Raw genomic sequence first — 12,560 nt, forward strand, 5'->3', positions numbered from 1 at the left:
AATCGGCTATCTTGGTTAATGCCTGCATGGTGCGATAAGGCCGCACCGCGGCGATCACGTTTTAAGGAGTGAATGCGCGATGACCGGATGGATGACAGCCACCAAATCTGCTGCCGGAAAACGCCTTGCCATAGGGCGTGCAGCCATCTGCGCCGGTGTGTTCGCGCTCGCCATCCCGCTGCCTGCCACTGCGCAGACGGATCGCCGGCTCGACCGGATCGAGCAGGAAATCAGCGCCTTGCAGCGCGCCGTCTTCCCCGGCGGTGACGAGCGGTTCTTCGAGCCGGAAATTCGCCCCGAGGCGCAGCCCACGCAGAACGCCACCCCGCAAGTGGGCGCATCCGCGCTGACCGGTGTGCTGACGCGGCTCGACGCCATTGAGGCGCAGCTCGCCCGCCTGACCGCAGCCACCGAGGTGAATGAGAACGCGCTCGCCACGCTGGAAATGCGGATCATAAATCTCGAAGGCCGCGCGGCCACGACCGCACCGGCTCCGACGAGGCCCGCCAATTCGGGTTCGCAAGCGACCGGCGTGATCCCAGTGCCCGGTGACGATGATACGGTGGAAGTCGCAGTGGCCGACACGCCGCCGCCTCCTCCTGCCGCCTCCAGCCCCAGCGAAGCGCGCATCGCGGCAGTGCAGGCGATCGCTAAGCCCGCCACGGGCGATGCGGGCGATGACGAATATGTCTATGGCTTCCGCCTGTGGGATGCAGGCTTCTATCCCGAGGCGCAGCAGCAGCTTTCATTGTTCTTAGAACAGTATCCAAACCATCCGCGCGTGACCTATGGCCGCAACCTCCTCGGTCGTGCTTTCCTCGATGCGGGCGAGCCGCGCGCGGCAGCGACGCACTTCTTCCAGAATTACCAGTCTGACAATCAGAGCGCCCGCGCGCCCGACAGCCTGCTGTATCTGGCGGAAAGCATGATTGCGCTGGGCGACACCAATCGCGCCTGCATCGCGCTGGCCGAGTTCGGCGACACTTATCCCGCACTCGCCATCGGGCGACTGCAAAGCATGTATGATGGCCTGAATGGCCGCGTCGACTGCAATTGATCCGGAACTGGTAGAGGCGCTCTACGAGAAGTTCAGCGCTTCCATTCCGGACTGGCATCCGGCCACCTCCCTGGGGCTGGCGGTTTCCGGCGGTCCGGATTCCATGGCCATGCTATTGCTTTGCCATGAGTTCTTCGAGCCTATCGAAGTGGCGACCGTCAATCATGGCCTGCGGCCGGAATCCGATGCGGAGTGTGAATTGGTGCAATCCGTTTGTGCCGCGCGTGACATTCCATGCACCGTACTCAGAGTCCATGTGGCGGAGGGAAACCTGCAGGGCGAAGCGCGAAAGGCTAGGTACGCCGCCCTTACGCAGTGGGCACAGCAACGTAGGCTGGGCGCAATCGCGACTGCCCACCACGTCGACGACCAGGCCGAAACGCTGTTGATGCGACTCAATCGTGGTAGCGGGCTGTCAGGTTTGGCAGGCATTCGGCGGCGTACAAGGCTGGATGACGGCAAGACCTGGCTGGTGCGACCGGTTCTCGATTTTCGCCGCGACGATTTGCGCGCCGTGGTGGACGAGGCAGGGCTTCCCTTTGTTGATGATCCGTCCAACACGAACATCCAATTTGAAAGGGTGCAAATCCGCCGCGCTCTTGCGAAAGCGGATTGGCTGGACCCGGTCATGATGGCCCGGTCGACCGAGTATTTGGAAAAGGCAGATCGCAGTCTGCGCGGGATGAGCAGAGCCGTGTGGGACGCGCATGCGCTTGTCCGCGAGGACGTCATCATCTTTCCGGATTCGGACTGGACCGAGATCGTCGCGAACCAGTTGCTTTTTGCTGCTCAGCGCTTCCAAGCAGAACTTGCGCTTGGCGAAGCATCGGCGTTTATCGAACGGCTTCTGCGCGACGGCGCGAACAAGGCAAATGTCGCTGGGCTTCTTATTGAAAAGCGCGGTAGTGAATGGCATGTCAGCCCAGAGCCGCCGCGTCGCTCTCGCTGAAACCTGCCCGATTTGCCCTACACTGCATCGCTGCGGCTTCGGCTCGCAATTTCGGTTTGCGGTCCATACGAAAGGGGCCGGACTACTCGGTCCGCAGCGAACCACCCACGCCCGTCATCACGCCATCGGTAATGATCATCACATCGCCGATCTCGGCTTCGTCGAACAGGCGGCTTGCGAACTCGTCGGGCACGGCGATGCAGCCGTGGCTGGCATAGCCGTTTTCCACCGTGGAGCCGCCGTGGATGGCAATGCCGTCCCAAGTCAGGCGCAGCGTCCACGGCATGGGCGCATCGTTGTAGAGGCTGGAGGTGTTGTAGCGTTCCTTGGTCAGGATCGGGAAAGTGCCGGTGGGCGTGGGATGCTCCGGCGTGCCGAGCAGCGCCGCGGCGGCGCCGATTTCGTAGCCGTTGCGGAAGACGCTGATGACGCGCGCCTGCAAGTCCACCGTCATCACAAGCGGGCCGTCGGGCACGCCTTCATCGTCCCAATGCCATTCGCCGTAGCGGATGGGGCCTTCGATGGGCAGCACCCGCTTGATGACGAAAGGATCGTCCGGATCGTAGGCGGGCGTGTCCTGCGCGACTTCGTTGGTGACGAAGGTTACGGCGTCGTCCATCGCCGCCTCGCTATCAGCTACGATACCGCGCGCAGCTTCCTGCGCCTCTGTACCGCCGCCCATCAGCGCGACGCCGCCCACGGCCAGCAGCACGGCTGCCAGCACGCCCGCAATCCATTTGATAAGCATCGTCATCCTGCCTCCATGGCGCGCATCGGCGCTGATTTCCATTGGCCTGGCGCCTGAGTCCCGAAATGGAACGACGAGCGCAGCCCGGTCACCCGCGCTCACCCATGCGCGCCGAAAATGTTGGCGATGGCGGTGGTGATGCGCAGGTTCAGCGCGTGGGCGCGTTCTATCGGGTCGATATAGTCGCGGTGGATCGCTTCATAGCCTTCGTCTCCGCCATCGGGCCAGTCGGTCGGCTCGGTCAGGTCGAAGCGGTCGATGCGCGGGAAGTGGCGCGGATAGGCGCGGCGTAGCTGGGCCAGCGCTTCGTCCACGCGCAGGGTGAAGACCATTTCCAGCACATCGTCGCGGCTCACATCGTTGGCGCGGCTGAAAGCGGGCACCGATACGGCGCGGATGAACATGGCTTGCAGCAGCGCGATGCGAAGCGCCTGCAGCACGCCAATCATGCGGCGCTTTTCCTCGCGGTTCTCCACCGGATCTTCATCGGGCACGTGGGCGAACAGGCGGTGCAGCTTCATCGCATCCACGCGAAGGCGACTGGCGAGGCGACGGAAAACGCCGATCCGGTCGTCCTTGACGAGATAGGCACCCAGCGCCTCGCACGCTTCGGCCAGATGCGTTTCGGTGCCGCGATAGGGGCGGCTGGACCAGTAGGCGGAATTGAACAGCTCGCCATAGGCGGCGACTGTCTTCACGCTGGCCAGCGCATTGGAGGCGCGCACCAGCCGCATCAATTCGCGCCCGCGCGCGCTTTCGGAAAGCAGCGCGCCGATTTCCTCGAAATTGCCATCGGCTGCCGTGCCTACGCCGGCGATGACATTCACCGGATAGCTAAGCTGTTGCAGGATGGCATTGTGCGGGATGGCGCGGATCTGGCGCAGGCTCATTTCGCGGTCGGCATTGATGTCGCTCTGCCGGCGAGACACGCGACTGCCGGTGGAATTGAGCAGGCCAAGACCGAAAGCGGTGATGGCGCGGCTGTAGGTAGCGCTTTCGAGGTGCTCGCGCTGATGCTCTTTCACGGCGCGGTAGAAGTCGAGGCTCAAATCGGTGCGCTGGTAGAAGCTGTCCTTGGGCGCGTCCGCATCGGTTTCGCTGGGGCGCAGCACGGCGATGCGGGTGAGCAGCGCGCGCGCCAGTTCGGGCGTGGCAAACCAGAGATAGCCGTCGCCGCCCTGGAAGCTGACTTCGGGCTCCAGCGGGATGCCCGCGCGGGCGAAGCGGCGCTTGGCCCATGGGGAGAGCGCCCAGTCCAGCCGGTCCGCCATCTTCGCCGGATGCGCGCCGCGGCCCATGCTTTCGCCATGCGTGTTAAAGATCAGCGCAGCGACGTCGCCGGACAAGCCATTGGCATGGATGGCTTGCGCGAGCCGGCCTTGCAGGCGCTCGATAGCGAGGCTGGCGGGGATCTGTCCGACGAAGCGTCCGGCATCGGAAAAGCCCGTCTGGATCGCCACCCGGCCGCGCACCTTGGCGTAATCCTGGTAGACCTTTTCTGCCAGCAATTCGTCGAGGAAACGGCCGCCATGTTCCAGCGCGGTTTCGGTCTCAAATAGGGGCGAGATATCGACCTTGTCCTCGATGCCGAACAGTTTGGCGAAATAGAGCGCCGCGAGAACCGTGGCAGGCTCCTCGCACTCGGCAATCAGCATGCGGATCGGTGCGTCCGCATCCACATGGGCGAGGATCTGCGCCATGGCGAGGAATTGCCGGATGGCGGTGCTGGCCTCGATGGCGAGCGCGCCGAAGTTGCTGCGACGCGGGGTAAGCCCCTCGATGGCGCGGCGAAGATGGACCACGGCGCCCTTGCTGGCGAGGTCGAGATTGCCGTCCGGGTCCACCCGGCGGCGGATCGCGTTGTGCAACTGTTTGGCGTTCACGCGGAAATGGATCCAGCCCATGCCAAGACCATCCGCGCGCATGGCGGCAGCGAGCGTTTTCAGCTGGATGGCGCGCTCGCCGTCATCGGGGGAAGCAGCTTCTGCCTCCAGCCGGTCGATGTAAGGCGCGAGCGAGAGCAGCTTGCGCGGGTCCGGTGCCGTCAGCCGGTTGGCGGCGACAGACAAGGCGGCGGGATCGGAAAGATCGGCGGTGAAATCCTGCGCCCGCTCCAGCGCATAAAGCGAGGCGGGGCGCAGCTCGGAAAGCAGCTTGTGCCCGGCATCGATGGCTTCCAGATCGGCGACATAGCGTGCCAGCCGCTTCGCCTTTTCCGAAAGGCGGAAGCCGATGGAATTGGACCATGTAATGTCCGTCCGACCATCCATGTCGTACCCCACCCAGCTCGCAAAGCGGAAGGGGAGGGGGGCGAGGTCGGTCCACTTATCCGGCCACACGGCTTTTGCATGCCGAAGCAGCTGGGCAACGATGGCGCTGCGCGCATCCTGCGCGTGGCCGATGGCCTGCATGGCGCGGCCATGTTCGTAGGCGAGAGTGACTTGCGGGCGATCGCCGCCCACGCAATCCGCGCTCACCGCGTCTCCGCCGGAGGCTTCGCGCGCCACCGCTTCGGACTGGTCGGGTGTGAGCAGGAAAGTGGGATGCGCGGTGAAGACGGCATGCAGCTGCGGCCGCTCCCAACTGGCGCGGAAGGCATCGAAATCGTCGCTGCGCAGCGTCGCGGCGAGCGCCTTTTCGTTCGCGTCCGCCGGGATCGGCGCGACCATGCATTCCAGCCGCGCGGCCCGCTCGTGCAGCGATTTGACTTCAAGCTCGGCAATCAGCGCCTCGCAATCGTCGAGCGACAATTCGCCCGCTTCGAGCTGCCGCGACAGATCGTGCGCCAGTTGGAAGACCGGGTTGAATTGCGGTGTGTCGACCGTGCGCTTGTGCAGTTCGCGCAAGCGCTGCGAAAGGTCGGCAACAGTAGGAGATTTCACAGAGTTGCCGCCTCGCGCGCCAGCTGGCTGATCTGTTCGGGCGATGCGCCGCTCGGGGCGACCCAGCTGCCGCCCACGCAATAAACGAAATCATGCGCCAGCCATTCGGGCGCCGTCTCGGCGGAAATGCCCCCCGTGGGGCAAAACTTGCACTGGCCGAAAGGTGCGGCGAGCGCTTTCAGCGCAGGAATGCCGCCAGCGGCAGTGGCGGGGAAGAACTTGAAATGCGTAAGTCCCAAATCCAGCCCGCGCATGATGTCGCCTGCATTTGCAGTGCCGGGCAGGAACGGTATGCCCGATTTGACCGCCGCCTCGCCCAGTGGCTTGGTGAGGCCGGGAGAGACGATGAACTCGCTGCCCGCATCCAGCGCCGCTTTCATCTGGTCGGGATTGGTGACCGTGCCCGCGCCAACGATGGCCCCAGGCACCAGGTTCATGCGCTTGATCGCTTCCAGCGCGTCATCGGTCCGCAGCGTGACTTCGAGGACTTTCAGGCCGCCCTCGACCAGCGCTTCCGCCGTCTCGCGGGCGTGGCCGATATCGTCCACCACCAGCACCGGGATGACCGGCGCGGTCTGCATCACATCTTCGATGGCGTAGAGCATCAATCGTCTCCGAATTTCTGGCAATAGGCAGCCGCCGCGCCGAACAGGCCGGGCTGGGGGTGGGTGATGAGCTTGACCGGCAGGCCTGCCATCAGGCCGGCAAAACGGCCCTTGGCGCGAAACCGCTCGGCAAAGCCGGATTTCGGCAGATGGTCGCGCAGCCGGTAGCCAAGCCCGCCTGCAATCACGACGGCCTTCGCGCCATGCGCCAGCGCCATGTCGCCCGCGACCGAGCCGAGCGAAAGGCAGAAACGGTCCACGGCAGCCGCAGCAAGGCTATCCTCGCCATTCATGCCCCTGGTCCAGATTTCGACATCGTCCAGCTCGGGCACGCTCTTGCGCTCCAGCGAGGCGAGGGTGTGATAAATATCGGAAATGGCAGGACCGGCCACGACCCGCTCCACCGACACGCGCGTATGCCGCTTGCGCAGTCGGGCAAGGATCGCATCCTCGATGGAATCGAGCGGCGCGAAATCGATATGGCCGCCTTCGGTAGCGGAGACGCGGTAGGTGCCGTCCGCTTCGCGGTAGAGGTGCGCCACGCCGAGGCCCGTGCCCGGCCCCATGACGGTGAGCCGTCCGGTCGGCGGCAATGGCCCTTCGGGGCCGGTCAGGTGCAGATATTCATCCTCGCCCGCACGCGCGACCGCATGGGCGACCGCTTCGAAATCGTTGACGATCTTGAAGCTGTCCACGCCCAGCTTCTCTTTCACAAGCGCCGGTCGGATGATCCATGGATTGTTGGTGAAGCGGATGACTTCGCCGCCCACCGGCCCCGCAATCGCCATGGCCACGCGCGAGGGAATGTCGCCGCCCTTCTGCGCGCGGTAATCTTCCCACGCAGTCTGAAAACTGGCGTGATCGTCCGTGTGCAGCGTGACGGGTTCGTCCATCGTGATGCTGCCATCATCGGCGTGCGTTGCGATGGCGAAGCGGGCATGGGTGCCGCCGATGTCTACGGTGACGAGCTGCATCACAGGCCTCCGGTCGCCAGCATCGCGCTGCCGCCGCGCTCGGCTTCGTCGGCGAAATTGCGGAACATGGCGAAGATCTCGCGGCCCGTGCCGCTTTCAGGCGCCGGGTCGGGCGCGGGCGTGCGGCTGCCCAGATCGGCAGTGGTCGAAAGCTCGCCGGTCTCGGCGCAGACTTTGACCACGTCGCCATCCTGCAAAAGAGACAGTGGTCCGCCGCCTAGCGCTTCGGGCGAGCAGTGGATGGCGCTCGGCACCTTGCCGCTCGCGCCGGACATGCGGCCATCCGTCACCAGCGCCACGCGGTAGCCGCGATCCTGCAGCACGCCCAATGCCGGGGTTAGCTTGTGCAGTTCGGGCATGCCGTTGGCGCGCGGCCCCTGGAAACGGACCACGACCACGACATCGCGGTCCAGTTCGCCCTTTTTGAAGCATTCATTCACCGCAGCCTGCGTCTGGAACACGCGGCACGGGGCTTCGATGGTCCAGCGTTCTTTCTCGACAGCGGAGGACTTGAAGCAGGCGCGACCGAGATTGCCCTGCACCAGCCGCATGCCGCCATCCGGCTGGAACGGGTCGGAAGCGGGGCGCAGCATGGTGTCGTCACCGCTCTCGCCCACATCGCGCCAGCTTAGCATATCGTCATCGAGCCACGGTTCCTGTCCGTATTGCTCCATGCCGCGCGTCTCGCCCACGCCGATGACATCCGCATGGGCGAGGCCTGCGCTGGTCAGTTCCTTGATGACAAATCCCATGCCGCCAGCTTCGTGGAAGTGGTTCGTATCGCCGGAGCCGTTGGGATAGACGCGCGCGAGCAGCGGCACCGCGCCGGACAGTTCGGAAAGATCGGTCCAGTCGATCTGCACACCCGCTGCCCGGGCGAAGGCGGGGATGTGGATCGCGTGATTGGTAGAGCCGCCCGTCGCCAGCAGGCCGACAGCGGCATTCACGATGGCTTTCTCGTCAACGCAATGGCCCAGCGGGCGGAAATCGTTGCCGTTCCTGCCCATGGCGGTGACGCGCTGCACGGCGGCCCGGTCCAGCGCCTGCCGGATCTTGGTGCCCGGCTGAAAGAAGGCAGCGCCCGGCACGTGCAGGCCCATCATCTCCATCATCATCTGGTTGGAATTGGCCGTGCCGAAAAAGGTGCAGGTGCCCGGCGAATGATAGCTGCCCAGCTCGCTTTCCAGCAGTTCCGCGCGGGTCGCCTTGCCCTCTGCATAAAGCTGGCGGACGCGCTGCTTTTCCTTGTTGGAGACGCCCGAGGGCATCGGCCCGCTGGGCACGAAAACGGCGGGCAGGTGCCCGAAGCGCAGCGCGCCCATCAGCAGGCCGGGCACGATCTTGTCGCAAATGCCCAGCAACAGCATGCCGTCATACATGGCGTGGCTGAGCGCGACGCCGGTGCTGAGCGCAATCACATCGCGGGAAAAGAGCGAGAGCTCCATACCCGTCTCGCCCTGCGTCACGCCGTCGCACATGGCCGGCGTGCCGCCCGCCACCTGCGCGGTGGCGCCGACTTCGCGGGCGTAGATTTTCAGGCGCTCGGGATAGCGGCCATAGGGCTGATGCGCGCTCAGCATGTCATTATAGCTGGTGACGATGCCGATATTGGGGCCGCGATTGGTTTTGAGCGCTTCCTGGTCCTCCTCCGCACCCGCAAAGGCGTGGGCGAGATTGGAGCAGGAAACCTGGCTGCGCTCGGGCTGGTTATCCGCCTCGCGGTCGATCAGGTAGAGATAGGCGCGGCGGCTGTCTTTCGACTTCTCGATGATCCGGTCGGTAACGCGCGCGATGGTGGGGTGAAGATTACTCATGCCACGTTACTCCGTCGCGTTCGGCCAGCGCGATGGCGGCACTCGGCCCCCAATTGCCTGCGCTGTATGGCTTCGGCTTGATGCCTTCGGTTTCCCACGTCTCGCGAATGGCGTCGATCCAGTTCCACTGCGCTTCCACCTCGTCGCGGCGGACGAAAAGGGTCTGCCGACCCTCGATCAGGTCGAGCAGCAGGCGCTCATAGGCAATCCGTTTGTGCTTGCCGGTGAAGGCGTCGGGCATGGAAATGTCGAGCGGGATTTCGCGCAGCACCATGCCATCCTGCTCTATGCCCGGCACTTTCGACATCACCGACAGATGCACGTTTTCCTGCGGCTGGATGCCGATGACGAGGCGGTTCTGCGTCAGCTTCGCGCCGGGGAAGATGGAATGCGGCACGCAGCGGAATTGCACGACGATTTCGGTCACCCGTTCCGGCATGCGCTTGCCGGTGCGCATGTAAAAGGGCACGCCCTGCCAGCGCCAATTGTCGATATGAGCCTTCAGCGCCACGAAGGTTTCGGTATCGCTTTCCCGGCCCAGCTCCTCGTCATAGCCGGGCACGATCTCGCCATCGGACGCGCCGCCGCGATACTGGCCGGTGACGATTTCCGACGGTTTGACCGGCCGCAGCGCGCGCAGCACTTTCACCTTCTCGTCTCGCACCGCGCCGGCTTCGAAACTGCCGGGCGGCTCCATTGCTACGAGCGCGAGCAGTTGCAGCATATGGTTCTGCACCATGTCGCGCAGCGCGCCAGCGCCGTCGTAAAAGTCGACGCGGCTTTCCAGCCCAACGGTCTCGCCCACGGTGATCTGCACATGCTCGATATGCTGGGCGTTCCACAGCGGCTCGAACAGGATGTTGGCAAAGCGCAGCGCGATGAGGTTCTGCACCGTTTCCTTGCCGAGATAATGATCGATACGGAAGATGCGGTCTTCGCTGAAGGCGCTGGCGACGGCATCGTTGATGGCGCAGCTGGTTTCAAGATCGGTGCCGAGCGGCTTTTCCAGACAGATGCGCGAATTGCTGTCCGCCAGGCCGTGCTGGGCCAGCCCTTCGATGGTCGGCTTGAACAGGCTGGGCGCGGTGGAGAGGAAGATGGCGACCTCGCGGTTCTCGCCCACCTTGGCGGCCAGATCGGCATAGCCTTCGGGCGTCGTCACATCGAGGCTCTGATAGCTCAGCCGGTTGAGGAAGCCTGCCATGCCGCCGCGGCGATGGTCGGGCAGATAGGTCTCGATCGCCTCGCGCGCGAAATCGCGGAACTCGCTATCCGATAGCTGCGAGCGGGCCGTGCCGACGATGCGCAGATCCTCGCCGAGCAAATCTTCCGCATCAAGCGCGCAGAGCGAGGGAAGCAGCATGCGCTTCGACAGGTCGCCCGTCGCGCCGAACAGGATGAGCGTTTGTGCCTTGTTGTTCAAATGGGAGCCTCAAAAGGTAATCGGGTCGCAGGACGACACACTAGCGCCGAACTTTGTTGCAGCGCAACGACAGCATACGAATGCATAGCAAATCGCCGGAATTGCGTAGCATGCGAATAGGCTCCGTTCGTTCGCGTGGCAAAATGTTACAGCAATGCGCCGGACCTAGCGAAGTGCGACGCGCATTGCACGTCCTTTGTGAACGTTAACAAGCGTATGGCCTGTTGTCAGTTACTCTCGCTGACTTCGACCGAACTGCTCTGGAAGTCGTTCATGCCGAAGCTGGTAAGGAAGCTGACATCGGCAGCGTCGCGCCCGATGCCGATCTTCACCGTCTTGGCAGGGTCCGCCATGCCGGTCGCATCCACGATATACCAAGCGCCGCCGCCCTCGATGGTCGGATCCTTGAGGAACACTTCGGCGACCGCATGGAAATCGGGGGGCTCCACGCCCGGCGCGTAGCAGCTGACATAGCGGGCCGGGATGGTGGATGCGCGCGCGAAGGTGATGAGCACGTGGGCATAATCACGACAGATGCCGCGCCGCTCCACGAAGCTATCGAGCGCGGTGGTCGTCGCATTGGACGCGCCCGGGGTGTAGGTGAAATTGTCTGCAATCCACTGGCACATGGCGACGACTTTCGCGCCGCCCTCCAGCCCACCGAACCGGTCGGCGACGAAGCTTTGCATCCGGTCGGCCTGGCAGTAGCGGGAATCGAACAGGTATTCGACCGTCTCGCCCGGCAAGTCATGCGGGTCGAGCCGGTCGAGACTGCCGAGATCGGGCGAGATGCGATCCACTTCGACCTGCGCCGTGTATTGCACGCTGTAATCGCCCTCCGCCCGCACCCAGATGCGTTCCCCGATCGCGTCCTGCGCAGGCACGCGGGCGATATGCATCGCGTCGCTCAGCTGAGTGTCGCTGGACAGAATGCGCTGTTCCGGGATCGCCGCCGCCTCGAACTGCAACAGCAGGTCGGTCGGCTGGTCGAGGTGGAAAGCAAAGCGGGCGTTGATGTCGATGGGCATATATGTCTGGCAACGGGGCGCGGCGGACAAGGTTTCTCCTAATCGCCGATAAGATGCGCGACCACGCTGCGCGCATGCGGGCGTGTGCGATGTTCCGCGAGGAAAATGCCCTGCCATGTGCCCAGCGCCATCCGTCCATCGCGCACGGGGATCGAGAGCGACGCACCCGTCACCATGGTGCGGATATGGGCGGGCATATCGTCCGGCCCCTCATCGTCATGCTCGTAGGGCCCGCCTTCGGGCGCGGCGCGCGAGAGCCAGTGCAGCAGGTCGTGCTGGACGGCAGGAGCGGCGTTTTCATTGATGAGCAGACTCGCCGATGTGTGCCGGCAGAACAGCGTCAGCAGGCCCGTGGTCAGCCCGGTTTGCGATAGCCATGCCGCGACCTCTTCGGTCAGTTCGGTGAAAGCCTTGCCATCGGTGTAGATCGTGAATTCGGTCTGTGCCTGTTGCATGGTGGTGTGCGTAGCGGGATGGGCGCGTTCTCGCCATGGCCATGGGCAAAAACGCCGCTTTGACCCATTTGGGATATGTCCGGATCGGACACGCCATCCTAGGGCGCCCTTCGACACAAACGGAGGGAACACCATGAAGAAGATCCTGCTTTCGTCGGCCTGCGTCGCGCTGGTCGCCATTCCGACCGCCGCTTCGGCGCAGTTCGGCGCCCTGCGCGATGCCGCGCGCGACGTTGAGAATGCCGCCGACGATGCTCGGCAGACTGCCGAAACCGCGCAAGCCGTGGTCGAAACGGTGGAAGCGATTGCCGATGGCGATATCGAAGATGCTGCCGAGACGCTGGGCCAGTGCGCTGCCGCGACGGCCACCGAAGCCGCGCTGACCGGCCAGCTCGACCGTTCTGCCGAAGACCACGCCGAAGTGGCTGCCGAGTGCGTCGTGACCGAGGCCACGCTTGCCGAGTAAATTGGCCGAGTAAATTGGCAGAATAAGACAGAATGCGATGTGGCGGACCCTCCATCGATAGCCCCGATGCCGCCATGTCCATGCCTGCCGTCTCCAAGGCATGATCCCGATTTTGGGGGCGGCAGGCACACCTGCCTTTTGGTAACAGGCTTGTGCTAC

11 protein-coding genes are annotated in these 12,560 nt (G+C 64.2%); 3 read left to right on the plus strand and 8 right to left on the minus strand.

Translation table 11 applies throughout. The features are described 5' to 3' along the window. Positions 1-79: 79 nt before the first annotated feature. Together BMF35_RS12835 and tilS are read left to right on the plus strand one after the other, a co-directional pair. Positions 80-1,057: a tetratricopeptide repeat protein gene (locus tag BMF35_RS12835; protein ID WP_236781599.1), complete on the plus strand. Its 978-nt coding sequence runs from the start codon at positions 80-82 to the stop codon at positions 1,055-1,057. Further along, a complete protein-coding gene (gene tilS, locus BMF35_RS12840) occupies positions 1,035-2,006 on the plus strand; it encodes a tRNA lysidine(34) synthetase TilS (protein ID WP_052766141.1) in 972 nt (323 codons plus the stop codon). The genes BMF35_RS12835 and tilS overlap by 23 nt, the downstream gene beginning before the upstream one ends. 82 nt (positions 2,007-2,088) lie before the next feature. On the opposite strand, the gene BMF35_RS12845 is transcribed toward tilS, so the two are convergent. The 8 genes from BMF35_RS12845 to BMF35_RS12880 all read right to left on the minus strand — a co-directional run bounded on the left by BMF35_RS12845 (position 2,089) and on the right by BMF35_RS12880 (position 11,935). Next, the gene (locus BMF35_RS12845; protein ID WP_047007899.1) at positions 2,089-2,760 is read right to left on the minus strand and encodes a L,D-transpeptidase family protein; all 672 of its coding nucleotides are present in this window, start codon (positions 2,758-2,760) and stop codon (positions 2,089-2,091) included. A 92-nt stretch (positions 2,761-2,852) separates the two neighbouring features. After that, positions 2,853-5,636: a phosphoenolpyruvate carboxylase gene (locus BMF35_RS12850; RefSeq protein ID WP_047007753.1), complete on the minus strand. Its 2,784-nt coding sequence runs from the start codon at positions 5,634-5,636 to the stop codon at positions 2,853-2,855. Continuing rightward, positions 5,633-6,241: a bifunctional 4-hydroxy-2-oxoglutarate aldolase/2-dehydro-3-deoxy-phosphogluconate aldolase gene (gene eda, locus BMF35_RS12855; protein WP_047007752.1), complete on the minus strand. Its 609-nt coding sequence runs from the start codon at positions 6,239-6,241 to the stop codon at positions 5,633-5,635. The genes BMF35_RS12850 and eda overlap by 4 nt, the downstream gene beginning before the upstream one ends. After that, a complete protein-coding gene (locus BMF35_RS12860; protein ID WP_047007751.1) occupies positions 6,241-7,215 on the minus strand; it encodes a glucokinase in 975 nt (324 codons plus the stop codon). Before BMF35_RS12860 ends, eda begins: the two co-directional genes overlap by 1 nt. After that, positions 7,215-9,029 (minus strand): phosphogluconate dehydratase, encoded by a 1,815-nt coding sequence (gene edd / locus BMF35_RS12865; protein WP_047007750.1) that lies wholly within the window; start codon positions 9,027-9,029, stop codon positions 7,215-7,217. Before edd ends, BMF35_RS12860 begins: the two co-directional genes overlap by 1 nt. Next, positions 9,022-10,452 carry a glucose-6-phosphate dehydrogenase gene (gene zwf / locus BMF35_RS12870; protein ID WP_047007749.1) on the minus strand — a complete coding sequence of 477 codons (1,431 nt, stop codon included), beginning with the start codon at positions 10,450-10,452 and terminating at the stop codon, positions 9,022-9,024. Before zwf ends, edd begins: the two co-directional genes overlap by 8 nt. 227 nt (positions 10,453-10,679) lie before the next feature. Next, complete coding sequence (locus BMF35_RS12875) at positions 10,680-11,480, minus strand: transglutaminase-like domain-containing protein (protein WP_047007748.1); 801 nt, start codon at positions 11,478-11,480, stop codon at positions 10,680-10,682. A 38-nt stretch (positions 11,481-11,518) separates the two neighbouring features. After that, the gene (locus BMF35_RS12880) at positions 11,519-11,935 is read right to left on the minus strand and encodes a secondary thiamine-phosphate synthase enzyme YjbQ (RefSeq protein WP_047007747.1); all 417 of its coding nucleotides are present in this window, start codon (positions 11,933-11,935) and stop codon (positions 11,519-11,521) included. A gap of 133 nt (positions 11,936-12,068) precedes the next feature. Here BMF35_RS12880 and BMF35_RS12885 point away from each other — a divergent pair, with 133 nt between their 5' ends. Beyond that, complete coding sequence (locus tag BMF35_RS12885; RefSeq protein WP_047007746.1) at positions 12,069-12,401, plus strand: hypothetical protein; 333 nt, start codon at positions 12,069-12,071, stop codon at positions 12,399-12,401. The last annotated feature ends 159 nt before the right edge of the window (positions 12,402-12,560 follow it).

Source organism: Aurantiacibacter gangjinensis, assembly GCF_001886695.1.
Taxonomy (GTDB): Bacteria; Pseudomonadota; Alphaproteobacteria; order Sphingomonadales; family Sphingomonadaceae; genus Alteraurantiacibacter; species Alteraurantiacibacter gangjinensis.

Bases quoted from the DNA above. Each gene is read 5' to 3' on its own strand.
- BMF35_RS12845 (WP_047007899.1), bottom strand. From the start codon at position 2,760: ATGACGATGCTTATCAAATGGATTGCGGGCGTGCTGGCAGCCGTGCTG.
- edd (WP_047007750.1), bottom strand. From the start codon at position 9,029: ATGAGTAATCTTCACCCCACCATCGCGCGCGTTACCGACCGGATCATC.
- BMF35_RS12860 (WP_047007751.1), bottom strand. From the start codon at position 7,215: ATGCAGCTCGTCACCGTAGACATCGGCGGCACCCATGCCCGCTTCGCC.
- BMF35_RS12880 (WP_047007747.1), bottom strand. From the start codon at position 11,935: ATGCAACAGGCACAGACCGAATTCACGATCTACACCGATGGCAAGGCT.
- eda (WP_047007752.1), bottom strand. From the start codon at position 6,241: ATGCTCTACGCCATCGAAGATGTGATGCAGACCGCGCCGGTCATCCCG.
- BMF35_RS12885 (WP_047007746.1), top strand. From the start codon at position 12,069: ATGAAGAAGATCCTGCTTTCGTCGGCCTGCGTCGCGCTGGTCGCCATT.
- BMF35_RS12875 (WP_047007748.1), bottom strand. From the start codon at position 11,480: ATGCCCATCGACATCAACGCCCGCTTTGCTTTCCACCTCGACCAGCCG.
- tilS (WP_052766141.1), top strand. From the start codon at position 1,035: ATGGCCGCGTCGACTGCAATTGATCCGGAACTGGTAGAGGCGCTCTAC.
- BMF35_RS12835 (WP_236781599.1), top strand. From the start codon at position 80: ATGACCGGATGGATGACAGCCACCAAATCTGCTGCCGGAAAACGCCTT.